23 protein-coding genes are annotated in these 25,689 nt (G+C 45.7%); 16 read left to right on the forward strand and 7 right to left on the reverse strand.

All coding sequences use genetic code 11. From position 1 onward, the window contains the following. The first annotated feature begins 15 nt into the window (after window positions 1–15). Together A9236_RS00410 and A9236_RS00415 are read left to right on the forward strand one after the other, a co-directional pair. Window positions 16–924 carry a complex I NDUFA9 subunit family protein gene (locus A9236_RS00410; RefSeq protein WP_071466292.1) on the forward strand — a complete coding sequence of 303 codons (909 nt, stop codon included), beginning with the start codon at window positions 16–18 and terminating at the stop codon, window positions 922–924. Then, entirely contained in the window at window positions 924–2,051 is a 1,128-nt protein-coding gene (locus A9236_RS00415) for a polynucleotide adenylyltransferase (protein WP_071466291.1), read from the forward strand. Before A9236_RS00410 ends, A9236_RS00415 begins: the two co-directional genes overlap by 1 nt. A gap of 3 nt (window positions 2,052–2,054) precedes the next feature. Here A9236_RS00415 and A9236_RS00420 read toward each other — a convergent pair whose 3' ends face one another. Then, the gene (locus tag A9236_RS00420; protein WP_071466290.1) at window positions 2,055–3,242 is read right to left on the reverse strand and encodes a class I SAM-dependent methyltransferase; all 1,188 of its coding nucleotides are present in this window, start codon (window positions 3,240–3,242) and stop codon (window positions 2,055–2,057) included. Between the two features lie 25 nt (window positions 3,243–3,267). Between A9236_RS00420 and A9236_RS00425 the strand changes: the two genes are divergently transcribed. The 8 genes from A9236_RS00425 (at window position 3,268) to A9236_RS00460 (ending at window position 14,791) form a co-directional block, all read left to right on the forward strand. After that, window positions 3,268–4,077, forward strand: coding sequence for an SDR family oxidoreductase (locus A9236_RS00425; RefSeq protein ID WP_071466289.1), 810 nt, complete (start codon window positions 3,268–3,270; stop codon window positions 4,075–4,077). A gap of 22 nt (window positions 4,078–4,099) precedes the next feature. Continuing rightward, entirely contained in the window at window positions 4,100–4,495 is a 396-nt protein-coding gene (locus tag A9236_RS00430) for a dihydroneopterin aldolase (protein WP_071466288.1), read from the forward strand. A gap of 32 nt (window positions 4,496–4,527) precedes the next feature. Next, window positions 4,528–5,436, forward strand: coding sequence for a tRNA 2-thiocytidine(32) synthetase TtcA (ttcA, locus tag A9236_RS00435; RefSeq protein ID WP_071466287.1), 909 nt, complete (start codon window positions 4,528–4,530; stop codon window positions 5,434–5,436). Beyond that, entirely contained in the window at window positions 5,433–6,938 is a 1,506-nt protein-coding gene (gene glmU, locus A9236_RS00440) for a bifunctional UDP-N-acetylglucosamine diphosphorylase/glucosamine-1-phosphate N-acetyltransferase GlmU (RefSeq protein WP_071466286.1), read from the forward strand. The genes ttcA and glmU overlap by 4 nt, the downstream gene beginning before the upstream one ends. Next, complete coding sequence (gene glmS, locus A9236_RS00445; protein WP_071466285.1) at window positions 6,938–8,770, forward strand: glutamine--fructose-6-phosphate transaminase (isomerizing); 1,833 nt, start codon at window positions 6,938–6,940, stop codon at window positions 8,768–8,770. The genes glmU and glmS overlap by 1 nt, the downstream gene beginning before the upstream one ends. A 127-nt stretch (window positions 8,771–8,897) precedes the next feature. Then, window positions 8,898–10,439, forward strand: coding sequence for an efflux transporter outer membrane subunit (locus A9236_RS00450; RefSeq protein ID WP_071466284.1), 1,542 nt, complete (start codon window positions 8,898–8,900; stop codon window positions 10,437–10,439). Between the two features lie 169 nt (window positions 10,440–10,608). Continuing rightward, on the forward strand, window positions 10,609–11,748 hold the full coding sequence (locus tag A9236_RS00455) for an efflux RND transporter periplasmic adaptor subunit (RefSeq protein ID WP_071466389.1): 1,140 nt from the start codon (window positions 10,609–10,611) through the stop codon (window positions 11,746–11,748). A gap of 7 nt (window positions 11,749–11,755) precedes the next feature. Beyond that, entirely contained in the window at window positions 11,756–14,791 is a 3,036-nt protein-coding gene (locus A9236_RS00460; protein ID WP_071466283.1) for an efflux RND transporter permease subunit, read from the forward strand. Window positions 14,792–14,817: 26 nt separating this feature from the next. Here the strand turns inward: A9236_RS00460 and A9236_RS00465 are convergent, their stop codons facing one another. From A9236_RS00465 to A9236_RS00475, 3 genes are read right to left on the reverse strand one after another with little or no spacing between them, the layout of a single operon-like run. After that, window positions 14,818–15,483, reverse strand: a complete 666-nt coding sequence (locus tag A9236_RS00465; protein ID WP_071466282.1) for a glutathione S-transferase family protein — start codon at window positions 15,481–15,483, stop codon at window positions 14,818–14,820. A 28-nt stretch (window positions 15,484–15,511) separates the two neighbouring features. Then, window positions 15,512–16,012: a flavin reductase family protein gene (locus A9236_RS00470; protein ID WP_071466281.1), complete on the reverse strand. Its 501-nt coding sequence runs from the start codon at window positions 16,010–16,012 to the stop codon at window positions 15,512–15,514. A gap of 9 nt (window positions 16,013–16,021) precedes the next feature. Beyond that, the gene (locus A9236_RS00475; protein WP_071466280.1) at window positions 16,022–16,318 is read right to left on the reverse strand and encodes a hypothetical protein; all 297 of its coding nucleotides are present in this window, start codon (window positions 16,316–16,318) and stop codon (window positions 16,022–16,024) included. Between the two features lie 93 nt (window positions 16,319–16,411). Here A9236_RS00475 and A9236_RS00480 point away from each other — a divergent pair, with 93 nt between their 5' ends. Then, window positions 16,412–17,395 (forward strand): MDR family oxidoreductase, encoded by a 984-nt coding sequence (locus tag A9236_RS00480; protein WP_071466279.1) that lies wholly within the window; start codon window positions 16,412–16,414, stop codon window positions 17,393–17,395. 25 nt (window positions 17,396–17,420) lie between these two features. Here A9236_RS00480 and A9236_RS10825 read toward each other — a convergent pair whose 3' ends face one another. Next, window positions 17,421–17,597, reverse strand: coding sequence for a DUF1289 domain-containing protein (locus A9236_RS10825; protein ID WP_083393541.1), 177 nt, complete (start codon window positions 17,595–17,597; stop codon window positions 17,421–17,423). Window positions 17,598–17,635: 38 nt separating this feature from the next. Between A9236_RS10825 and A9236_RS00485 the strand changes: the two genes are divergently transcribed. Beyond that, window positions 17,636–18,721, forward strand: a complete 1,086-nt coding sequence (locus A9236_RS00485; protein WP_071466278.1) for an MBL fold metallo-hydrolase — start codon at window positions 17,636–17,638, stop codon at window positions 18,719–18,721. Here the strand turns inward: A9236_RS00485 and A9236_RS00490 are convergent. Then, entirely contained in the window at window positions 18,633–19,088 is a 456-nt protein-coding gene (locus A9236_RS00490; protein WP_071466277.1) for a PhaM family polyhydroxyalkanoate granule multifunctional regulatory protein, read from the reverse strand. The two genes, A9236_RS00485 and A9236_RS00490, sit on opposite strands and share 89 nt — an antisense overlap. Window positions 19,089–19,162: 74 nt before the next feature. On the opposite strand from A9236_RS00490, the gene A9236_RS00495 reads away from it, so the two are divergent. Continuing rightward, window positions 19,163–20,227, forward strand: a complete 1,065-nt coding sequence (locus A9236_RS00495; RefSeq protein WP_071466276.1) for a homocysteine S-methyltransferase family protein — start codon at window positions 19,163–19,165, stop codon at window positions 20,225–20,227. After that, window positions 20,224–22,971, forward strand: coding sequence for a methionine synthase (gene metH / locus A9236_RS00500; protein ID WP_071466275.1), 2,748 nt, complete (start codon window positions 20,224–20,226; stop codon window positions 22,969–22,971). The genes A9236_RS00495 and metH overlap by 4 nt, the downstream gene beginning before the upstream one ends. Here the strand turns inward: metH and A9236_RS00505 are convergent. After that, the gene (locus tag A9236_RS00505) at window positions 22,968–23,285 is read right to left on the reverse strand and encodes a DUF1840 domain-containing protein (RefSeq protein WP_071466274.1); all 318 of its coding nucleotides are present in this window, start codon (window positions 23,283–23,285) and stop codon (window positions 22,968–22,970) included. The genes metH and A9236_RS00505 overlap by 4 nt on opposite strands. Before the next feature lie 35 nt (window positions 23,286–23,320). Between A9236_RS00505 and argS the strand changes: the two genes are divergently transcribed. Together argS and A9236_RS00515 are read left to right on the forward strand one after the other, a co-directional pair. Beyond that, a complete protein-coding gene (gene argS, locus A9236_RS00510) occupies window positions 23,321–25,048 on the forward strand; it encodes an arginine--tRNA ligase (protein WP_071466273.1) in 1,728 nt (575 codons plus the stop codon). 38 nt (window positions 25,049–25,086) lie between these two features. Continuing rightward, window positions 25,087–25,686, forward strand: coding sequence for an SPOR domain-containing protein (locus tag A9236_RS00515; RefSeq protein WP_071466388.1), 600 nt, complete (start codon window positions 25,087–25,089; stop codon window positions 25,684–25,686). The last annotated feature ends 3 nt before the right edge of the window (window positions 25,687–25,689 follow it).

A 25,689-nucleotide genomic window follows, 5' to 3' on the forward strand; every position in this document is an offset into this window, starting at 1 on the left:
TAAACCAAGGATTCCATGCAATACGATATTCTGCTGATTGGCGGTAACGGATTTGTAGGGCGTGTTTTAGCTGCACAACTACAAGGAGCTGGTTACTCAGTATTAATTCCATCCAGTCATCTTGCGACAGGTCGCGATCTACGTACGCTGCCTAAAGTACATATTGAAGAGGCGGACATTCATGAGTTTCATGAGTTACAAAATCTTTGCGCGCGAGTAAAGCCTAAAGGCGCCGTAATCAATCTGGTTGGTGTACTGCACGATAAGCCTGCCAAGCCGTATGGCAAAGTATTCAGGTCAGCTCATGTTGATTTGCCTAAAAATATTATTACTGCAATGCAGCTGCATGGAGTGAAGCGCTATTTACATATGAGTGCGCTTGGCGCTGATTCTAAGGGGCCCTCAATGTATCAGCGTAGTAAGGGCGATGGTGAGGCAGCGGTAAAGGCCAGCGGCTTGGATTGGACGATATTTAGACCCTCCGTTATTTTTGGAGCACAAGATCAATTCACAAACTTATTTGCTAAGCTCACTAAATTATTGCCAGTGATGCCATTAGCCAACTATCAGGCAAAGTTTCAGCCAGTGAGCGTTGATGACGTAGCAGGCGCATTTGTAAAAGCATTATCTATGCCGCAGACTATTCACCAGTCTTATGATTTGGTGGGGCCAAAGGTATACACCTTAAAAGAGATTGTTGAATTTGCAGCGCGCAAAGTGAAAACCTCATGCGTAATTATCCCGGTGCCAGGATTTGTAGGATATTTGCAAGCCTTAGCATTTGAGCTCTTACCTGTCCCAACTCTCATGTCTCGCGATAACATTGCATCCATGCAACAGCCTAATGTATTGCCTATGAACGGTACAGATGCATTGGTAGAGGTCTTCAAAATGAATCGTCGCAGCTTAGAGGGTATGCAGTAATGAAGATTTACGCCGTAGGCGGAGCCATTCGAGATGCCTTAATGGGTTTGCCAATCCACGATATTGACTATGTAGTGGTGGGCTCTAGCGTAGAGGAGATGATTAGCAAAGGCTTTCGTCCAGTGGGAAAAGATTTCCCAGTCTTTTTACACCCAGAGACTCAAGCCGAATACGCTCTAGCTCGAACTGAACGTAAAACTGGCAAGGGATACAAGGGATTTCATTTTTATGCCGATTCATCAGTCACTTTGGAGCAAGACTTACAACGTCGTGACTTAACAATTAATGCAATGGCAAGAGAGGTGAATTCCGATGGAGCCTTGGTGGGGTCGATTATTGATCCGTATAACGGTCAAGACGATTTAGCTGCCAAGATATTTCGCCATGTATCGGATGCATTTGCAGAAGATCCTTTACGCCTGTTGCGTATTGCTCGTTTTGCGGCACGTTTCCCCGAATTTAAAGTTGCTGACGAAACAATGCTTGCATTAAAGGCAATTGTTCAGTCGGGTGAGTTAAACGCGCTTTCAGCTGAGCGAATATGGCAAGAGTTAGCCAGAGGATTGATTGCTAGCAAGCCGATGCATATGCTTCAAATATTGTTAGATACTGGTGCAGCAAGAACAATTCTTTCGCCAACAGTCAATACACAACTTGCGCAAGAAGAATTTCGTGAAGAGTTAATTGCCCATTTGGATTCACTGGGAAATAGTCTTGATGAGCGCTGCGCAATTATTTTGATGCATGTACCTGCAGCAGAAATTCGGTCATGGGCTGAGCATGTACGAATGCCTATTGAGACTCGCGACTTTTGCGAAATCTTTAGCGAACTGATTGCATTCTTGATTAAAAGTAAGGACGCCTTTCAGGCGGTTGATGTATTGGCTTGGTTTAATCGTGCTGATGTTTGGCGTAAGCCTGCTCGTGGTCAAGCACTTTTAGATCTTGCGGACACAATTGGATTAAAAGTAACGCCACTCATTCAATCAATGCGCGCTGCACAGGCGCTGAATACTGCCGAGATCATTGCTGGGGTTGAAGCACAAGATCGCTCTAATGGCGAGCGTATTGGCAGTGCATTTGAAGTAGCCAGATTGGCTGCTATTACCTCAGCTCTCGACGCTTAAGCCTTACAGTCGATTTCTACCGCGAAGTCCGGGTAGATCCTCTAGCGCATATCCTGGCAAAAGCTGATCTAGGTTTTTAGAGAATGCAAACGCCTTAAATAATTCACCCATCTCTGCTTCAGATAAAAGCTTTTGTAATGCATTTGAGATGGGCAAGAAAATTTCTGGATTGCTTGGATCGCCGATTTCAAGAGCGATATCACCAATGCCTGCATCGAGCAAATAGGCGGCTTGGTTTGTCAGGTAAACATCATCCACATTTTCAGCAAGAGCATTACGAGCAATTTGTGACCACTCCACATGACTAGTTAAGTCACATAGGCCGGGGAGGTGAAATGGATCTTGGATAGCATGATGACGATGGTGCGCCATTAACGTCCCCTCAAGTCTTTGCGGATGGTAGTACTCGTTCTCTGGAAAGCCATAATCAAACGTTAAAAACAAGCCGCTATGAAGATGGCTTGCAACTTGACGTACCCATGCATTTGCGGGCGTATGTAATTCAGTTATATAGCCGTCTGAGAAGCTTCCATGGATTAGGCTCTTGGGAAGTAGCTCCTGCGTGACAGGGTCACCTGTTTTCCAGGTGAGTTTATTGTTCTCAAAAGAAACCCCATGCCAATACCAAAATCCATTGTGATAAATGATGGCATCACAAGGAATCGCATCGAGAACTTCGTTTGCCAAAATGATTCCTTTGAAATCCTTGGGTAACTCGCTTAGCCAATGACATTGAGTTTGACTATGCAAATGTGCAATCGTTTTGCTAATGTGTTCTTGTTGGCGTTGTGCCAAGTCCGGCGAAATTTCCACAATGTCGTAGCAATCGAGTGCGAAATCCAGATCCTGTAGACGGGTCAAGATGGAGGAGGCTAATTTGCCAGTACCTGCTCCAAATTCAAGGATTTGGGTGGGTAGTCCCTGCGCTTGGAGCCCCTCCAGGATGGGAATCAGGGTGGAGCAGATAGCCGCTCCAAATAAAGGGCTCAGCTCAGGCGCGGTAGTGAAGTCACCCCCAGAGCCCAGTTTATGGGCTCCGGCGCTGTAGTAGCCCATGCCAGGCTCATATAAGGCCAGATCCATATAACGAGAAAAGGGTATCCAGCCGCCTTGAGAGGCTATTTGAGACGCTATTTTGGCCTTCAGAAGCTCGCTGTGCTCCGTTTCAAGGCTGGTCAAGGTAATATCCATAGCTCGCTAGTCTAAGAGAATTTAATTGAACCCTAGTTCAACCAACCCGTCCTCGCAACAAAAAGCAGTTTTAGTGACTGGCGCCGCTAAGCGTCTGGGTCGAGAAATTGCCTTGCATTTTGCTCGTCAAGGGTGGGATGTGGCAGTTCATTATGGGCGATCTGAGCAAGAAGCCCAAGAAACAGTAGCGCAAATTCTTGGTCTTGGTGTGAAGGCTGCTGCGTTTCAGGCTGATTTGGCGAATGAGCAAGCTGTTAAGGCACTCTTTGTAGATGTAAGCAAGCAGTTCCCCAATTTACATTGCTTAGTAAATAGCGCATCCATTTTTGAATATGATCGCGCCAATTCTGCTTCACCTCTGAGTGCAAAAAGCTTGCAAGATCACATGCAAATAAATTTAGCTGCACCCATTTTGTTATCTCAGTTCATGTTTGAGTACCATAAAAATAATCTCACTAAATCAGATGTTCTTCCATCGGTTATTCAACTCTTGGATCAAAAGCTCATCAATCTCAATCCAGATTATTTGTCGTATACCTTATCTAAAGCCGCACTGGCAACTTCGGTTGAGGTGTTGGCAATGGATTTTGCTCCCATCCTTAGGGTAGTTGGGCTTGCGCCAGGAATTTCCCTGCTTTCCGGAGATCAAACAGAGGATGGTTTCTCTAAAGCCCACCAAATGACTCCGCTTGGTAAATCCTCTACGCCCATAGACATTGCTAAGGCGGCAGTATTTTTAGCAGACTCCAATGCCATTACCGGCACTACTCTCTATGTAGACGGCGGCCAACATTTATTGCCCTCATCACGCGATGTGATGTTTAAAACAAATTAGAAAATTTATAAAGCCATTATTCATGCACGCTATTCTTTCTCACCCTACCCTCATTGATTGCCGCCGCTTATTTTTGCGTGACTATGAGATCTATATCAATATTGGAGTGCATGATTTTGAGAAGAAAGCAGAACAACGCGTCATTCTGAATGTAGATTTGTATATCCCACTGGCTGTAAATACCCCAGCAAACGATCAATTAGATGAAGTGGTTGATTACGACTTTATGCGTGAGACCATTAAGGCGCGTGCCTCTCAAGGCCATATTCAGCTACAGGAAACCTTCTGTGATGATATTGTTTCGGCTATGTTGCAGCATCCCAAGGTATTGGCTGCACGAGTAAGCACTGCTAAGCCAGATGTTTATCCTGACTGTCACTCGGTGGGTGTTGAGATGTTTCGAATGAAGTCAGTTTAAAAGTTCAGAGAAAAAAGAAGAATTCAATTGTTATGGGTGATATTCGCAAAGTCGTCTTTGAGGAAAATAAGCTAGAGAAAAAACTCTGTCGCTTAGTGGGGCAAGCTATTGGTGACTTTGGCATGATTGAGGATGGCGATAAGGTAATGGTGTGCGTATCGGGCGGTAAAGATAGCTACGCCATGCTCGATATCCTGATGAAGTTGCGCGAGCGCGCGCCAATTCATTTTGAAATTGTTGCAGTCAACTTAGATCAAAAGCAACCCAATTTTCCTGCAGAGATATTGCCTAATTACCTTAAGAGCCTAAATATCCCTTTTCATATTGAAGAACAAGACACATATAGCATTGTGAAGCGAGTTATTCCAGAAGGTAAAACAACTTGCGGTTTATGTTCACGTTTGCGTCGCGGTATTTTGTATCGGGTTGCTGATGAGTTGGGTGCTACCAAGATTGCTTTAGGACATCATCGCGATGACATTCTAGAAACATTGATGCTCAATATGTTTTATGCGGGCAAGCTTAAAGGGATGCCGCCTAAGCTGCGCTCTGATGATGGTAAGCATATTGTGATTAGGCCGCTTGCGTATGTGCCAGAAAAATTATTAGAGCGTTACGCTGGTGATATGAACTTCCCAATCATTCCTTGTGATTTATGCGGCAGTCAGCCTAATTTGCAGCGCCAGGTAATGAAAGAGATGCTCCGGGATTGGGAAAAGAAGTTTCCTGGCCGAGTAGAGAACTTGTTTCGCTCAATGCATCACATTGTTCCCTCCCATCTAATGGATGGCGAAGCTTTTGATTTCCAAAATTTAGAAATTTCTACCGAGTTAACTGGAATTGCTGCCAGATCTTCGGGCGATAAGGCAATCGATGAGGCTGAAATGGACGAATTGGCTTGTGGAACCCTCATTCAAGGGACTTATAATCCCCTTCTATGAATATCGTCATATTGGCTGCTGGTCAAGGAAAGCGGATGAAATCCGCGTTGCCCAAGGTCCTGCAAACTTTAGCGGGTAAGCCCCTGTTGCAGCATGTCCTCGATACTGCTTTATCCCTTCAAGGAAAGTCCACTAAAAATGGGCCTATTGTGGTGGTTGGCCATGGCGCTGTAGATGTCAAAGCATTCCTCGTAAACGCCACCAATGAAGATGCTAAGTTTGGCAAGGTCAGCACTGTTTTACAGGCTCAACAAAAGGGCACTGGCCATGCATTACTACAAGCCTTATCAAAGCTAGATATTCACGAGCCTACTTTAGTTTTATATGGCGACGTCCCGCTGACCACCCAAAAGACACTTACTAAATTAGCTAAATTGGCTGATGGCGTTCGTGGCAAAGATTCTGCACTTGCTCTTCTTACTCAAAACTTAAGCAATCCGACGGGTTATGGTCGTATCGTGCGTGATACTGATGACTCTGTCAAAGAGATTGTTGAAGAGAAGGATGCAACATCTTCTCAAAAGGCAATCCAAGAAATTAATACCGGCATTATGGTTTTACCAACAAATTCCATTAAGAAATGGCTCAAAGGATTGCGTGCAAGCAATGCTCAGGGCGAGTATTACTTAACTGATGTGATTGCAATGGCCGTGAAAGATGGCGTGCCGATTCGTACAACCCAAGCAGATAAAGAATTTGAAACTGTTGGAGTGAATAGTCGAGACCAGTTAGCCGCTCTAGAACGAGTTTATCAATTGAACATTGCCAATCAACTCATGGATGCGGGTGTATCACTTGCAGATCCTGCACGTATTGATATACGTGGCACGCTGGACTGTGGCACGGATGTTTCTATTGATGTAGGTTGTGTATTTGAGGGTGCTGTAACCCTTGCATCGGGCACTAAGGTTGGCCCTTACTGTGTGATTCGTAACAGTGCTATCGGTAAAAATGTAGCTATCCATGCCTACAGTCATTTAGATGGTGCAAAAGTAGGTAGCGAGTCATTGATTGGTCCTTATGCTCGTTTGCGCCCTGGCGCAGACTTATCAAACGATGTGCACATCGGCAATTTCGTTGAGGTGAAGAACAGCAAAATTGCTGCGAATAGCAAAGCAAATCACTTGGCATATGTTGGCGACTCTATTGTTGGATCAAGAGTCAATATTGGTGCTGGCACGATTACTTGTAATTACGATGGTGTAAATAAACACCAGACCATTATTGAGGATGATGTCTTCATTGGATCGGACACTCAATTAGTTGCACCAGTGCGCGTTGGGCGTGGTGCGACATTGGGCGCCGGCACCACTCTTACCAAAGATGCGCCTCCTCATCAGTTAACGGTATCAAGAGCCAAACAAATCTCTTTGCAATGGCAGCGTCCAGTAAAGAAAGTGACGACTAAAAAGTCTGCGCCCAAAAAAGCTGCTATAAAAAAAGTAGCAACTAAAAAGAGGGTCAAGAAAGCTCCTAACAAAGTGGTTAGGAGTAAAAGATAATGTGCGGTATTGTTGGCGCAGCTTCTCATACAAACATTGTGGATGTTTTGGTTGAAGGTTTGCGCCGATTAGAGTATCGCGGTTATGACTCTTGTGGATTCGCAGTAATAAACGGCGATGACCCTCAGCATCCGATTGAACGAGCTCGCACTACAGCTCGCGTCTCTGAGTTGGCGGAACAGGGTAAAGATTTTCATGGCACCTTAGGTATTGCGCATACCCGCTGGGCAACGCATGGTAAGCCTGATACTCAAAACGCACATCCCCATATTTCAAATGGCTTGATTGCGGTTGTCCACAACGGCATTATCGAAAACTATGAAGTACTTCGTGCAGAATTAAAAGCAGCTGGTTACGTTTTTACTTCTGAAACTGACACAGAGGTAATCGCTCACCTTATTCATCAGGAGTACGTTGGTAGCAATCAAAAAGATATTGCGAAATCTGTGAAAGCAGTTTTACCAAAATTACATGGCGCCTATGCAATTGGTGTTATTGCACAAGATAGCCCTCAAACTTTGGTGGGTGCACGCGTAGGTTCACCTCTAGTAGTTGCCCTCGGTAAGCAAGAAAATTTTCTAGCCTCAGACGCCTTAGCACTGGCAGGACGCGCGCACTCGATGATGTACTTGGAAGAGGGTGATGTTGCCATTCTGAGTGCGGATAGCATTCAAGTGCTTGATCAATCTGGTAAGTCAGTAGAGCGTGATCGTAAGCCAATGCCAGCACAGGCTGACTCTGTCGACCTTGGTCCATATCAGCATTACATGCAAAAAGAGATTTTTGAGCAACCTAGGGCTATTGGCGACACACTCGCTAACATCGCCTCTTTTGGCCCAGAGTTATTTGGCGCTAATCCAGATGACTGGAAAGCATTCGACCAAATTTTGATTCTGGCATGTGGCACGAGCTACTATTCGGCCTGCGTTGCTAAGTATTGGTTAGAGGATATTGCTGGTATAGCTACTCAGGTAGAAATTGCTAGCGAGTATCGTTATCGCACTACGGTGCTAAATCCAAAGACCTTAATTGTTGTTGTTTCTCAATCAGGCGAAACGGCAGATACTTTAGCTGCCTTACGTCATGCCAAGGCCCTTGGCCATCAATATACTTTAGCAATTTGTAATGTGGCAAGTAGTGCCATGGTTCGTGAAACGAATTGGCACTTCTTAACTAAAGCTGGTGCTGAAATTGGCGTAGCTTCTACTAAGGCATTTACTACGCAATTACTGGCGCTATATCTATTGGCTGTTTCTATCGCAAAGCGTGCAGGAAAAGTTTCTGCTGAAAAAGAAAAAGAGCTGCTTAGAGAACTGCGTCATTTACCAAAGGCATTGCATGCGGTACTTGCGCTTGAGCCGCAAATTATTGCTTGGAGCGATGTATTTGCTAAGTGTGAAAATGCACTCTTTTTGGGGCGTGGCTTGCACTATCCCATTGCACTTGAGGGCGCCCTAAAGTTAAAAGAAATTTCTTATATTCATGCTGAGGCTTATCCCGCTGGCGAGTTAAAGCACGGACCTTTAGCCTTGGTTACTGACAAGATGCCAGTGGTCACTGTTGCGCCTAAGGACGACTTGTTAGAAAAACTGAAGTCAAATATGCAGGAAGTAAAAGCGCGTGGTGGCAAGTTATATGTCTTTGCTGATCAAGATACTGAAATCGTTAGCAGTGAGGGCATCCATGTGATTCGTTTACCAGAGCATTATGGCAATCTGTCACCCATCTTGCATGTTGTCCCCCTTCAGCTTCTGGCCTATCACACGGCTTGTGCGCGTGGCACTGACGTTGATAAGCCGCGTAACTTAGCAAAAAGCGTGACCGTCGAATAATTTTCCTAAGTTGACTTTCGTTCGCAGTTGTGAACAAATTTAGGTAGATAAATCAGGGCTTTACGAGGCTCCCCTTTCATTTTTGTGTTCAAATAACTCTTGTTCAAGAGGATATTTGTTGTAATTTATGTTTCTGTCGAAAGCCCTTTCATGCGCTCGTTTTTATTCACTTCTGCTCATTTGTGCGGTGGCAGTGTCTGCATGTGCAGTTGGTCCTGACTTTAAACAGCCAGACGCCCCTAAAACTACTTCATATACTGAAGGCCCCTTATCTCAGAAGCTTGCTAAAGCCCCGGGTGTTCCTGGCGGCACAGATCAAGAGTTTGTAGAAGGCGCCGATATTGAAGCGCAATGGTGGGAGCTCTACAAATCTCCAGAGCTTGACGCCCTGATTAAAAAAGCCTTGGAGCAAAATCCGAATTTGGGTGCTGCAGATGCAGCGTTGCGAGCCGCACAAGAAAATGTGAATGCTCAAATTGGCGGTCAATATTTTCCTGCAGTAAGTGTTGGTGCAGGAGCTACTCGTCAACTTCAACCAGCTGCAATCTATGGTCTTCCATATGGCTCTGATACCTACAATCTTTACAACACAACGGTAAACGTCACTTATAAGCTGGATGTGTTCGGTGGGGCTCGTCGTGCTGTAGAGGGTGCAAAAGCACAAGCAGAAGTTGCTCAGTTTCAATTAGAAGGCGCCTACCTTTCGTTGACTGCAAACGTTGTTACGGGCGCTGTGAAAGAGGCTGCCTTACGTGCACAAATGCAGGCTACTGAAGAAATTTTGAAAGCGCAAACGAATCTTGCCGAAGTGACTGAGAAACAGCTACGTATTGGTACAGTCTCTAAAGTTGATGTGACTTCACAGCAAACCTTGGTGGCCAATTCTCAGGTAGATTTATTTAACTACGAGAGAAACCTAGCTTTTGCGAGAAACCAATTAGCAGTGCTAGTCGGTGAATTGCCTAGTAATGCGGCTATTACTAAATTTGATCTCACCAAGCTGCATTTGCCAGAAAAATTACCACTCTCAGTGCCTTCCAGTTTGGTCCGTCAACGCCCCGATGTTCGTGCTGCAGAAGCCCAGTTAAAGGCGCAGAACGCATTCGTTGGAGTGGCTACAGCAAACTTATTGCCACAATTTAATATCACTGGCTCAATTGGCTCTGCGGCACTTACCTCGGCAGCCCTCTTTGGCCCTAACTCATCTTTATGGTCTATTGGCGCAGGTATTTTGCAGCCCTTATTTCAGGGTGGGCAATTATTGGCACAGCGTCGGGGTGCCATTGCAAACTATGAATTGGCAGCCTATCAATATCAAGCAACAGTACTGAATGCTTTTCAAGAGGTTGCAAATGCTTTACGTGCACTTGAGACGGGTGCTCAAGCATTAAAAGCTGCGTCTGATGCAGAACGTTATGCCTATGAAACGCTAGACCTTGTACAGCAACAATACAAATTAGGCACAGCAAGTTACTTAGCAGTTTTGTACTACCAGAACCAGTATCAACAAGCAAAAGTGAAGTCTGTGGCTGCGCAAGCGACTCGCTTCTCTGATACAGCGGCACTATTTGTAGCATTAGGCGGCGGCTGGTGGAATCGTGAAGGCCCCGCATTCAAACCAAAAGACATAGCGAACAAAGATCAAAATGAAACTTCTGGAAACAATTAAGAGCAAGCTCATTGCTGCCGTTCTTGTTCTATGGGCATGGATGAAACTGAAAGCCGTGCAATGGAAATTGCGTGAGAAGGCTATTGTGCTTTGGGAAAAGGTAAAAGCTTTTTATGCCCGCATCGGTGTCAAGTGGCGCGGCACAAAAGCACACGCTAAGCTCATGGCGATGGAGCCACTCCAACGTCGTATGACCATCATGTTATGCGGCGTTTTCTTGTTACTCGGTTTGATTTTTGCTTTTAATCAATTTAAGACCTTCATGATTAAGCATTTCATATCAGGAATGGGATTGCCGCCTGCAAGCGTTTCCACAATGGTGATTGCTACTTCTGAGTGGCAGCCTAAATTAACGAGCGTTGGTAACGTCCGGGCTTTTAGGGGTGTAGACCTGAGCACTGAAATCGGCGGTTTAGTACAGACAGTACCTATCAAGTCTGGTCAAGATGTGAAAGAGGGTGAGTTACTTATCAAGTTAAACGATGCCTCTGATGTAGCGCAACTCAATTCCTTAAAAGCCTTGGCTGATCTTGCAAAAGTTATTAATGAGCGCGATAGACAGCAGCTTGCGATTCAGGCGATTAGTAAAAATGTCTTTGATACTAGCAAAGCGGATGCCAAATCCAAGCAGGCGCAGGTAGAGCAGCAGATCGCATTGGTTGCCAAGAAGAATTTAAAAGCCCCCTTTAGTGGTCGCGTGGGTATTGTGTCGATTAATCCTGGCCAGTTTGTGAATCCAGGTGACAAGTTACTAACGCTGCAGACCTTGGATCCAATTTTTGTAGATTTCAATTTGCCGCAAAGCAATGCTGAGCAAATTCAAGTTGGGCAAGATGTAGTTGTCACTACAGATGCATTTAAAGATGCCAGCTTTACTGGCAAGATTACTGCGGTAAGCCCAAAAGTAGATACTAATACCCGCAATATTCAGGTTGAGGCACAAATTGCTAATCCAGATAAGAAAATTCTGCCTGGTATGTTTGCCAATGTGAATATTAATTTGGGTGAGCAAGTGAAGTTATTGACTTTGCCACAAACGGCCGTGACCTATAACCCATACGGATCAACAGTATTTCTTGCTAAGCCTACTGGTAAAAAAGACAAGCAAGGTAATCCAGCGTTAGAGGCGCAACAAGTATTTGTCACTACCGGTAGTACTCGTGGCGACCAGGTAGCAATTCTCAAAGGTATTAATGAAGGCGATACGGTGGTTACAAGTGGTCAACTGAAATTGAAGAACGGTACACCACTCATTGTGAATAATAAGGTGCAGCCTGCAAATTCACCTGACCCTAAGCCGCAGGAATAAGTAGCAGATGAATTGGACCGACATATTCATTCGCAGACCAGTGCTATCACTGGTGGTTAGTGCACTCGTATTGGTATTTGGCTTGAAAGCGATTGGTTCTTTACCAGTCAATCAATACCCTCAAACGCAAAATGCAATTGTTACTATTACTACGGCTTACTATGGCGCAGATCCAGAAACTATCGCCGGCTTTATTACACAACCCCTAGAAGCTTCTATAGCGCAGGCGCAAGGGATTGACTACTTGTCATCGACTAGTGTCAGTGGTGTTTCCACCATTATTGCCACTTTGAAGTTGAATTACGACTCCAATGCGGCATTGACCCAGATCCAGACCCAGATTAGCGCAGTAAAAAATCAACTGCCGCCTCAAGCTCAGCAGCCGGTGCTCACGGTTCAGGTTGGCCAGTCAACTGCGGCTATGTATATGGGCTTTTATAGCGATCAGCTACCCAATAACGCCATTACCGACTATCTATTGCGTGTTGTAAAGCCAAAACTGGATTCGGTCGAAGGGGTGCAGAACGCTGAAATTATTGGCGGTAGAAAATTTGCTTTACGCGCATGGCTTGATCGTGAAAAGATGGCTGGCTTGGGGGTTGGAGCGGATGATGTCTACAGCGCAATGTCTGCTAATAATTACTTATCAGCAGTGGGTAGCACCAAGGGAGATATGGTGTCGGTTGACTTGGTAGCCGGTACCGATCTCCATACGCTTGATGAATTCCGTAAATTAGTTGTGAAAAAAGACGGCGTCAATATCGTCTATCTAGATCAAGTTGCAAGCGTCTCTTTGGGCTCTGAGGACTACAACACCAATGTGGCGTTTAGTGGAAAACAGTCGGTATTTATTGGTATCAAAGTTGCACCTCAGGCAAATTTATTAGATGTTGCACAGCGTGTTAGAGACGTAGTGCCAGACATTCAAAAGCAACTACCTATTGGCATGAATGGGAAAATTGTTTACGACTCCACTGAATTTATTACCAGCTCTATTGACGAGGTAGTTTCAACCCTGCTTGAGGCTTTGGTCATTGTGACAGTCGTGATCTATCTTTTCTTAGGAAGTGTGCGTGCAGTGGCTGTTCCAGTTATTGCAATGCCGCTATCCCTGATTGGCACTTTCTTCTTAATGCAGGTGCTCGGTTATTCCATTAATTTGCTAACCTTACTGGCTCTCGTATTGGCTATCGGCTTAGTGGTCGATGACGCCATCATCGTCGTAGAGAACGTTGATAGGCATATGAAGGAGGGTAAATCTCCGCTTGAGGCTTCTTTAATTGCCGCGCGTGAATTAGGTAGCCCGATTTTGGCAATGACCGTAGTATTGATTGCGGTGTATATCCCAATTGGTTTTCAGGGTGGTTTAACTGGTGCGCTATTCACCGAATTTGCGTTTACTTTGGCTAGCGCGGTCGCAGTATCAGGATTAATTGCGTTAACACTTTCACCAATGATGTGCTCAAGGATTTTTACCGAAGAGCAAGAGGCATCTCCCTTTGTGCAAAAGATTGACCGAATTTTTGACAAGGTGCATCACAGTTATCAAACTACCTTACGGGATCTATTGAGTACTTGGCAGGTAATCATGGTGATGGGAGCTATTCTTTTGGGCGGCGTTGCTTATTTATATGCCACAGCTCGCGCAGAACTCGCCCCTACAGAAGATCAAGGTATCGTTTTAATGCAGGCATCCGGGCCACCCAATAGCACAGTAAATCAAATGCAGACGTATGCAGATCAAATTTATGCAATTGCTGCGGCTGAACCTGAGTACGAGCAAGCATTTCAGATTACGAGTCCAACCTCTAGCTTTGGCGGTATTTTGTTAAAAGACTGGAGTTCACGTAGTCGTAACGCAACCAAATTCCAAGAAGATATGCAGCAAAAGTGGAATACGATTGCTGGAGCTCGCGTGGCAGCATTCCAATTCCCTGCATTACCTGGCGCCCAGGGCTTGCCGGTTCAAGTTGTCATTAATACAACCGAGTCTTATGAACAGCTAAATGAAGTATCTCAAGCTGTTTTGGATAAAGCACGCCGTAGCGGCAACTTTTTCTTCGTAGATTCTGATTTGAAGATTGATAAGCCCCAAGATGTTTTGGTGATTGATCGTGAAAAAGTGGCTGCCTTAGGAATGACTCAGCAACAAGTGGGTTCAGCGCTATCTGCAGCCTTGGGCGGTGGATATGTTAATTACTTCTCGGTTGCTGGCCGTTCGTACAAAGTTATTCCACAAGTAAAGCAAGTAGACCGCTTGAATCCAGATCAAATTTTGGATTACTACATTCGCACCCCTAGTGGCGCGATGATTCAGGCAAGAACTATCGCAAGTATTAAGCAAAAGGTTGTACCGCAATCAATCAATCACTTTCAGCAGTTAAATTCAGCAACGATTTCTGGGGTGAGTACACCATTTATTTCTCAGGCAGATTTATTGGAATATATGCGTCAGACCTTAAAAGAGGTTGCGCCCAATGGATACTCTATGGACTATGCAGGCCCATCTCGTCAGTTTATGGCTGAATCTGGCGGCTTTTTGGTCACCATGTTCTTTGCAATTTTGATTGTTTTCTTGGTGCTAGCCGCACAGTTTGAAAGTTTCCGCGATCCGATTGTGATTTTGGTATCCGTCCCAATGGCTCTCTTTGGAGCTCTTATCTTTATTAATCTGGGCTTTACAACCTTGAATGTTTATACGCAGGTTGGGCTAGTGACGCTGATGGGTTTAATTAGTAAGCACGGTATTTTGATTGTGGAGTTCGCTAACGTATTGCAAAAAGGCGGGCGCAGCAAGCTTGATGCGATTATTGAAGCTGCGAGTGAACGTTTAAGGCCGATCTTGATGACAACTGCTGCAATGGTCCTGGGTGTTCTGCCTTTGGTGATTGCTTCAGGAGCCGGTGCCGCAGGTCGTCAATCGATGGGTATTGTGATCTTTACCGGCCTATCAATTGGTACTCTGTTTACTTTATTTGTGGTGCCTGCGATGTACCTCTTCATGGGCGCAGATCACCATCAGAGGAAATTTAATCAAGAGTAAATACTGCCTTAGGGGTGAACTCAATATCACTTGCTGATAATGTTGAGTTCTTTCTCGGCAAATTCTTGAAAGTGTGTTTCAGTTTTAAGTTGCTTTAGCCAGCGATTGATATTTTTAAGATCTGCTCTGATCCCTGTCTCTTTGGGGAAGATCTCATTCAGTAATATCCAGCGGTGCACGCATAAGGCCAGCACAATATCTCCAAGGTGAAATTGATTGCCGGAGCAATAGGCTTGTGAAGCTAGCGTTTGATCAAGCAAAGAAAATAATTCATTGGTATCTTGATAGGCTTTTTGAATGACAACATGATTACGGTCTGCTGCGGGTGTTCTAGTTAGCCCTATGAATGTGGGGCGTAGCACCGGCCACATTGTTCCAACTTGCCAATCCATCCATTTTTCTGAGCCATATTGAGAGGCAATATCAGATGGAAAGCGCTTATTTTGATCATGCTGTGAGACTAGGTAGCGCATGATGGTATTGGATTCCCACAGAATCAGGTCACCATCTTCCAGGGTGGGAACTAAACCGTTGGGATTGAGTTTTAAGAATTCTGGTGAGCGAACAACGCCAAATTGAAGCCCTGCATCAATTCGCTCAAAATCAACCCCTTCTTTAAGTCCTAGCTCGGCAAGACACCACAATACTTTTTGAACATTAATGGAACTTTTGCGACCCCATAAACGCATCATGGCATTTCCTTGCTTGTATTAATCGGTACTAGTTTGATTGAATTTCCGTGAAATCGAGGCCAACAAATTTACTACGAGCAAAAATAAGGGGCTCTTTTTCTGGATGATTTTTAAGGTTGATCACTTTGGCAACGATGATGTTGTGGTCGCCGCCAATGTGAACGGATACTGTTTCACATTCGTAATAAGCGACGCAGTGATTAATTTGGGTTAAGCCACTGGCGGCTAGTTTATGTTCTATTCCCATAAACTGATCTTGCTTGACGGTGGCAAAGTGCATCGCTAAATCTTCTTGAGAGCGTTCTAAAACATGGATGAGGTGTGTTTTGCCTACCTCAACCCATGGCATGAGGCGAGAATGCTTCTTAAGGCTCCATAAAATCAGTGGCGGCTCAAGAGAAACTGTATTGAAAGAGCTAATAGTGATGCCGTGAGGATTTTGATCCTCATCCATACAGGTGATGACTGTGACCCCTGTTGCAAAAGATGCAAAGCCTTTGCGTAATTCTTGCGAAGTAAATGGGGTCATCAACTATGCTTACTTTGCTTCTGTTTTCACTTCTGGAGTGATCGTAGTTCCCGGAATTGGAATCAATACTTCGTTTTCTTCCGCTTTTACGCACTTAAAGCGATATTCCTTGCCGGCTTTGGATAAAAAGCTAGCGCCTTCATAGAAATCGTTTTTACACGTCTTGGTTGCAAAATCCATCACGTCTTGCGGGTTAGCGCTAGAGCTAATGAGACGCATATTGCCCATGGACATGTTGATTTCAGTGGAATAGCATCCAGTAAGCATCAAGCCAGAAACTGCAGTTAATAGTAGAATTTTTTTCATGGAAACCTCCATAATCGACAATGCTCGTTAGGATAAACCTATTAAGCAATTGTTGCGGGGAAAATACCTCCACCGAGAGAAAGAGATAGAGATATGTTTAAGGCAATATTGATCAATAAGGATGATCAGGGCTATCGCGCTGAGTTGGGGCAAGCTGATGAGGCAAGCCTGCCAGAGGGCGATGTGAGGGTCAAAGTGCTGTATTCAACCCTCAATTACAAGGATGGTCTTGCGATCACGGGCAAAGGCCCTGTGGTGCGGAGCTTCCCAATGGTCCCGGGTATCGATTTTGCAGGTGAGGTCATTGAAAGTGCCAGTTCTGATTTTAAAGCAGGCGATATGGTTCTTTTGAACGGCTGGGGTGTGGGCGAGGGGCATTGGGGTGGATTAGCTCAGCAGGCTCGAGTAAAGGCTGAATGGCTGATTCCTTTACCAACAGGCTTTACCGCTAAGCAAGCTTTAGCGATTGGTACTGCTGGCTATACAGCCATGCTGTGTGTCATGGCTTTGCAAAAACATGGCCTAAAGCCAAGTGATGGCGAGGTTTTGGTGACCGGCGCTGCTGGTGGCGTTGGCAGCTTCGCAATTACTTTGTTGAGCAAGCTGGGCTTTACCGTGGTTGCCAGTACAGGCCGCATGGCTGAAGCTGATTATTTGAAGAAATTAGGTGCTGCTGAGGTCATTGACCGCGCCACTTTATCTGCGCCAGGTAAGCCGCTTGCAAAAGAGCGTTGGGCCGCAGTTTTGGATAGTGTTGGTAGTCACACTCTAGCGAATGCCTGCGCTCAGACCAAAAGTAATGGTGCCGTCGCTGCTTGTGGTCTTGCGCAAGGCATGGATTTTCCATCAAGCGTTGCGCCATTCATTTTGCGTGGCGTTACGTTGTATGGTGTCAATAGTGTCACTGTCCCACGTGAAAAACGCATCGCCGCTTATGAGCAGTTGAGTAAATTAGTTGATCGTAAAACGTTAGACGAGATCTCTCACGAAATTACTTTGGAAGAGTCTTTGAAATATGCGCAAGAGCTCATGGCCGGTAATGTGCGCGGTCGTTTGATTGTGGACGTTAATAAATAAGAAGTTGAGAAATGATTCGATTGAGTTATTGGGGTGCTTGAGGTTTGCGCGTTTTTAGTTGAGACCAAATCTTAAGCTTCTCAGGGTTGCTTAGTTCCGACCAATCTGCAATTTCAGTTAGCGTGCGATAGCAGCCTCGACAAAAACCATTCTCAGGATTAATGTCGCACCAATTAATGCAAGGTGATGGAACTGTTGTCAAAGCAAGCCTAGATCAAATAGAAGAGCGATAAATACATCATGAGCACCCAAAAACAAATCCCCGCAGAGAGTGCCATTCATTATCCCTTAGGTGAGAATCTACCGCAGATAGGCGAAAGCATTGAGGTGGCACCAGGAGTACGTTGGCTGAGAATGCGCCTTCCTTTTGCTTTGGACCATATCAATCTATGGCTCTTGCGCGATGAAATTGACGGCGTTGCCGGCTGGACCATTGTGGATTGTGGAATCGCGAATGATGATACGAAGGCCGCATGGGAGCTGATCTTCAAAAGCCAATTAGATGGCTTGCCAGTGCTTCGAGTTCTGGTGACGCACATGCATCCAGACCATATTGGCTTATCTCAGTGGCTATGTGAAAAGTGGAATGTACCACTATGGATTTCTATGACAGACTATTTAACAGCGCAATGGTTGAGTCATAAAGAGGGTGGTGCTGCGATAGGTGCGCGTGCTGGAGGAGGTGGTTCAGCAGATCACTTTCAGAAACATGGTTTAACTACTCCCGAGGATTTAGAAAAAATTCGGGCGCGCTCTAACTACTACAGCAATATGGTGCCAGGGGTGCCGCGTCAATATCGTCGGATTATTGAAGGCGAATCGATTTTGATTGGGGGTCATTCTTGGCAGATCATCATGGGCTATGGGCACGCTCCTGAGCACGCATCGCTTTTTTGTAAAGAGCTGGGCGTTTTAATTTCTGGTGATATGTTGTTGCCGCGCATCTCCACAAACGTCAGTGTTTATGATGCTGACCCCGATGCTGATCCCTTAGGTTTGTATCTGCAATCACTGGAAAAGTATCTACCCTTGCCTGACGATACTTTAGTGCTGCCCTCTCATGGTAAGCCTTTTACTGGAATGAAGCCTAGGATTGCGCAACTCAATGCCCATCATGATGAGCGTTTGGCCGAAGCCCTGGGCGCATGTAAAAAACCGGCAACTGCTCGTGAGATAGTGCCGGTTTTATTTAAACGCGAGTTAGATATTCATCAACTCACATTTGCGATGGGTGAGGCTATTGCCCATCTGAATTACCTACTTCGTCGAGGAAAGTTGGATCGCCGGCTTTGCGAGGACGGCGTGTTGCGGTTTTCCGTGGTTTAGCTTTGACGCTGCTAGTTTTGGCAGTTGTTTCCTCTTTAGGAGCGGCAGCAGCGGCACCGGCTGCGGATACGGCATCACCAAACGACTTGAGGGCCATCATCGTAGCGTGTTGGACCTCTAAGCCCTGAATGGTCGATTTGAGAATGTTGAGATTCAAATTAAGCCAGTTCTCGACGCTTTTCAGGTCCTTAATGCGTTTCTCTAGCTCTTCAGTATCCATGCCTGGAAACGCTGAGCCAAAGCCGCCAGCAGCCTTTGAGGCATCAGTTGTGAAGGGGAATTGCCCAGCTTGACCCGCTGCACCTTGACCCCACATGGTTTTAAACATTTCTAGGCTTTGATTAAATTCTGGAATGGTTCCAAACATAAGGGCTCCGAGGTAAATAAAAAGTCGCTTTTCCAATAGAATAAGGGATTCTAGAGATTAATCCCGGTTAAGCAATGCAATTTAATGGTTTGTCCCAGCCTTACACCCGCGGTCAGGCAATTCCTGATCTGTTAAAGCAGCGCATTCTCATATTGGATGGCGCGATGGGAACCATGATCCAGCAGTACAAGCTTGGTGAGGCTGATTACCGTGGTTTGCCTGGTAACAATCGCTTTGCTGATCATCCCGGAGATATCAAAGGCAATAACGAGCTTTTGGTTTTGACTCAGCCACAAATTATTAGCACGATTCATGAGCAATATTTAGATGCTGGCGCAGACATTATCGAAACAAATACTTTTGGTGCCACATCTGTAGCCCAAGAGGATTACAAAATGGCAGGTCTAGCGCGCGAGATGAATGAGGTCTCCGCAAGACTGGCGCGCGCAGCTTGTGAAAAATACAGCACTCCTGATAAACCGCGTTTTGCAGCCGGGGCAATCGGGCCTACACCAAAGACGGCAAGCATTTCACCGGACGTAAATGATCCGGGCGCACGCAACGTAACGTTTGATGTACTACGTGCCTCCTATCGTGAGCAGATCGAAGGTTTATTTGCAGGCGGCGTGGATTTATTTTTAGTCGAAACTATTTTCGATACGCTGAATGCAAAAGCAGCTTTGTTTGCCCTCGATGAATTTTTTGAAGAGACGGGCGAACGCTTGCCTGTAATGATTTCTGGAACGGTAACTGATGCCTCCGGTCGTATTCTGTCTGGTCAAACTGTAGAGGCATTTTGGAATAGCTTACGTCATATTAAGCCGCTCACTTTTGGTTTGAATTGTGCGCTTGGCGCTGCATTGATGCGCCCCTACATTGCCGAGCTCTCACGCATTTGTGATACAGCGGTATCTTGTTATCCCAATGCAGGCTTGCCTAATCCCATGAGTGACACTGGTTTTGATGAGACACCAGATATCACTTCAAGTTTGGTTGATGGTTTTGCAAAAGATGGCTTGGTCAACTTAGTTGGTGGTTGCTGCGGCACTACGCCCGACCATATTCGTGCAATTGCTAACGCAGTTGCTAAACGCAAGCCCCGCGCTTTCTATCGTGAAAATGCAGAGGAGTCTGTATGAGTAAGTTAGGTAAAGCAATGCCACCAATGAAGCTCTCTGGCTTGGAACCATTCAATGTCACTTCGGCTGTTGGTTTTGTAAATATTGGTGAGCGCACCAACGTAACCGGCTCCAAAGCATTCTCTCGGATGATTTTGAATAATCAATTTGATGAGGCGCTTGCAGTTGCAAGACAGCAGGTTGAAAACGGCGCACAGGTTATCGACATCAATATGGATGAAGCGATGTTGGATTCTGAGGCGGCAATGACGCGCTTCCTAAATCTGATTGCATCAGAGCCTGATATCGCCCGCGTTCCCATCATGATCGACTCCTCTAAGTGGAGTGTGATTGAGGCGGGTCTGAAATGTATTCAGGGCAAGCCAATTGTCAATTCGATCTCGCTAAAAGAGGGTGAAGAGTCTTTTCGTAAACAGGCGCGCTTGATTCGTCGCTATGGTGCAGCTTCGGTTGTGATGGCTTTTGATGAAGTCGGCCAGGCAGATACTTTTAAGCGTAAGACAGAAATCTGTCAACGTTGTTATGAGATCCTCGTCAATGAAATCGGCTTTCCAGCGGAAGACATTATTTTCGATCCCAATATCTTTGCTATTGCTACCGGTATTGAGGAGCATGACAACTATGCGGTAGATTTTATTAATGCCACCCGTTGGATTAAAGAAAATCTACCTGGCGCTAAAGTCAGCGGTGGTGTTTCAAATGTGAGTTTCTCCTTCCGCGGCAATGATCGCGTACGTGAGGCGATTCATACAGTATTCCTCTATCACGCAATTCAAGCTGGCATGGATATGGGTATTGTCAACGCGGGTCAGTTAGGTGTCTACGCTGATTTGGATTCAGAGTTACGTGAGCGCGTTGAAGATGTCGTACTCAATCGCTTTAAAGAAAAAGATGGAAAAACGCCAACTGAACGTTTGTTAGACATTGCCGATCAATTCAAGGGTGGCGGTGCAAAACAAGTCGAAAACTTAGCATGGCGTGAGGCGCTAGTCCGCGAGCGCTTAACGCATGCTTTAGTACATGGCATTACAACCTTCATCGAAGAGGATACTGAAGAACTTCGTTCAGAGATTATGGGGTCTGGAGGCAGGCCAATCGAAGTGATTGAAGGCCCGTTGATGGATGGCATGAATGTCGTCGGTGACTTATTCGGTGCCGGCAAAATGTTTTTGCCGCAAGTGGTGAAGAGTGCACGTGTTATGAAGCAGGCTGTTGCTATCTTGATTCCTTATATTGAAGAAGAAAAGCGTCAACATATTGCTGCAGGTGGCGAAGCGAAAGCCAAAGGCAAGATTGTGATGGCTACGGTTAAGGGCGATGTGCACGATATCGGTAAAAATATTGTGACGGTAGTGTTGCAATGTAATAACTTTGAAGTGGCCAATATGGGCGTGATGGTTCCTTGCGCAGATATCCTGAAGCGCGCTAAGGAAGAGAATGCGGATATCGTTGGTTTATCTGGCTTAATTACACCGTCTCTAGAAGAAATGACGTACGTTGCCCAAGAGATGCAGCGCGATGATTATTTCCGTGAGCGTCAAATTCCATTGATGATTGGTGGTGCAACTACTTCGCGTGTACATACTGCTGTCAAGATCGCCCCGCATTACGACGGTCCTGTGGTGTATGTACCAGATGCTTCTCGTTCCGTATCAGTTGCCTCTAGCCTATTGTCTGACGAGAGCGCCAAGAAGTTTATTCAAGACTTGCGCGATGACTATGTTCGCATTCGTGAACAGCATGCGAATAAAAAAGCAGCACCAACAATTTCATTGGAGGCAGCACGCAAGAATCGCGAGATGATTGATTGGTCTGCTTATATTCCAGAAAAACCAAAATTCATCGGACGTCGTGTCTTTAAGAACTTTGCTCTAAGCGATATCGCTAAGTACATTGACTGGACGCCATTTTTTCAAACTTGGGACCTAGCAGGTAAATTTCCGGCAATCTTAGATGATGAGGTTGTGGGTGTTGAGGCTCGCAAGGTATATGCCGATGCCCAGGTATTACTAGATAAGTTGATCAAGGGGCAGTGGCTACAAGCTGACGCCGTAGTTGCTTTCTATCCCGCCAATACTGTTGGTGACGATATTGTTTTGTATAGCGATGAAGCGCGCGAACACCCTTTGTTTGTTTGGCACAACTTGCGTCAGCAATCTGAGCGTCCCGTGGTAGACGGTGTACGCCGACCAAATCGTTGCTTGGCGGACTATGTAGCACCAAAAGATTCTGGTGTTTCAGACTATCTTGGTTGTTTTGCTGTAACAACTGGCCACGGGGTAGAGAAAAAAGTTGCTGAGTTTCAGGCAAAGCACGATGACTATAGCGCAATTATGTTGAAGGCTTTAGCTGACCGTTTGGCCGAAGCATTTGCGGAGCTGATGCATCATCGTGTACGCACGGATTTATGGGGCTATGCTACCGATGAGATTTTGACTAATGATCAGATGATTAATGAGGAGTACCGCGGTATTCGTCCCGCACCTGGATATCCTGCTTGTCCTGCACATGAAGTGAAGCAAGATCTATTGAGGGTAATTGGTTCCGAAGATATTGGCATGACCCTGACGGAGTCTATGGCAATGAATCCCGCCTCTAGCGTGAGCGGTTTTTACTTGGCGCATCCAGACGCGCAATATTTCAACGTTGGAAAAGTGACTGCTGATCAGGTTGAGGATTTAGCTAAGAGACGCGGCCAGTCTGTTGAAGATGTTCGTCGCCAATTAGCAAGCCTGATAGATTAAACGCCCCACATCACAGGTTCGTTTTTGGCTTTTGCTTGTTTCATGAGTTCTAAAAATGGGTAAGCTCGTTGGCCAAGACGGTCTGCCAGTTTGGGTTTTTCAGCTTTTTCGTCCGCCTCATCTTTAGCCTGGGAGCGTTCCTCTAGGTCTTTGAGAATTGCTGTTTCCAAGGCGGTAATTAGAGCGGGAAGTTGTTCTTCCGTCAGAATGCCTCTGGGCTCAAGCGGCCGCCCCAAAATATCAAAGATTCGCTTAGTCAGATCTGCCAGCATGATGACGTCTGGACCAGCTTTGGAGCGGAATTGATAGATCATTTCAATAGCTTACCACCTGATAAACTCACTTATCTATGTTGCTAACCAATAAAAATCGTTTAATTGAAATCCTGAGCGCAGCCCTACAGAGCCTCGCTCAGGAGCGCGGCTTAGGAGAGCCCCCAGTACCCCGTTTAGAGCGCCCTAAGGCGGTTGATCATGGCGATGTTGCCTGCAATATTGCATTGCAGCTATCCAAAGCCTGGAAACTCAATCCGCGAGAGCTGGCGCAGGCCTTGGTGGAGCGTTTACAACAGCAACCGGGGTTTGATCAACTGATCGCATCGTGCGACATTGCGGGCCCAGGTTTTATTAACTTCCGCCTCAGTAATGCCGCCAAAACGGCAGTAGTGGGAGAGATTCTCTCGTCTGGCACTCATTTTGGTGAAAGCAAACAAGGCAGTGGTTCAGTTCCCAGCGCCATGATTGAGTTTGTCTCTGCAAATCCAACAGGCCCATTGCATGTTGGACATGGCAGGCAGGCTGCCTTAGGTGATGCCTTGGCAAACCTATTGGCAACCCAAGGAATACAAGTACATCGTGAGTTTTATTACAACGATGCTGGCGTACAAATTGCTAATTTAGCGTTATCAGTTCAAGCACGCTTAAATGGCTTAAAGCCGGGTGATACCAATTGGCCCGAGCAAGCCTATAACGGTGAATATATTGCCGAGATTGCTGCAGCCTTTAAAGCATCTCCCGAGTACCGTGATGATCTTGAAGCGATTCGTCAATTTGCTGTTGCCTATTTGCGTAATGAGCAAGATATAGACTTGAAAACTTTTGGCGTTCAGTTTGATTGCTACTACCTAGAATCATCTTTATATACCGATGGTAGCGTTAAGCAAATCGTAGAAGACTTGCAGAGCATTGGTAAAACCTATGAAGGTGAAGGTGCCTTGTGGCTAAGAACTACCGATGATGGTGATGATAAAGATCGTGTCATGCGCAAATCAGATGGTAGCTTTACCTACTTTGTGCCAGATGTAGCCTATCACGCAAGTAAATGGAGTCGTGGCTTTGCAAAGGTTATCAATGTGCAAGGTAGCGATCACCATGGCACCATTGCACGCGTTCGCTCAGGCTTGCAGGGGGTCGCGCAAAAGCGCGGATGGGATATTCCAAAGACTTATCCAGATTATGTTCTGCATAAGATGGTGACGGTAATGCGTCACGGTGAAGAAGTGAAAATTTCTAAGCGGGCTGGCTCTTATGTCACTGTTCGTGATTTAGTGGAGTGGTCTGGTGGCATCACTCCAGAAATGACGCCTGAAGAAAGAGAATTGGCTCTACAGCATGGCCGAGATGCTGTACGCTTTTTCTTGATCTCTCGTAAGGCAGATACTGAATTTGTATTCGATATCGATTTGGCGTTACAGCAAAATGATGAAAATCCAGTGTTCTATGTGCAATATGCTCATGCCCGTATTAGCTCTATCTTGAAGCAATGGGACGGTAAGGTCGCAGATCTAGCTAATGCTGATTTTTCTTTATTGCAAAGCAAGGCATCGGATCATTTATTAAGACGTCTTGCAGAGTATCCTGAGGTATTGACCGACGCTGCTGCTGAATTAGCTCCGCATGCCCTCGCTTTTTATTTGCGTGATTTAGCGGGTGACTTCCACACTTTCTATAATGCGGATCGTGTGTTGGTGGATGATCAGAATTTGAAGCTAGCGCGTCTTGCATTGCTGTCAGCAACCCGCCAAGTTTTGCAAAATGGCTTGAAGGTTTTAGGGGTTTCTGCGCCGGCAAAGATGTAGTAGCAATATATGAAGTGAATATGTAAGATGAGGAAATGATGAAAAGACCGAATCAACAAGCTGGCCTCATGAAGCAGGGCAATCAGGCTCAATATGGCGGCACTATCTTGGGCTTTGTTTTGGGCTTGGGTGCTGGTCTAGGGATTGCATTTGTGATTGCCTTCTATCTCTCTAAAAATACCCCTCAAGAAAGACCTGGTGTACGGGCTCCTAATTTACCGTTAACTATTAAATCTTTAAGCACTCCTGCTGAAGGGGAATCTGCTGCACCGGCAGAGCCATTGGATCTAAATAAACCGCTACAAGGTAAGGCTCCCGCTGCGGCATCTGCCGATCCTATTGGCGATTTAGTCAATGGTAAAAAGCCAGCTGAAAACACTACAGCCCAGACTCCTAAAGGCGACGCTATTTATTTCTTGCAGGTAGGTGCATTTACAAAGCGTGCAGATGCAGATGCACAAAAAGCTGCTTTAGCTATTCAGGGTATCCAAACGCAATTGAGTGAAGTGACTAGTGACGGCAACACGCTATGGCGTGTCCGATCAGGTCCCTATGGCAGCGTTGAGGAAAGCGCTCCTGCGCGTGATAAATTAAATGGCATGGGTATTAAACCAGCCCTGATTAAAGCTAGCAAATAAAGT

The organism is Polynucleobacter sp. QLW-P1DATA-2, from assembly GCF_001870365.1.
In the GTDB taxonomy this organism is placed as follows: Bacteria; Pseudomonadota; Gammaproteobacteria; order Burkholderiales; family Burkholderiaceae; genus Polynucleobacter.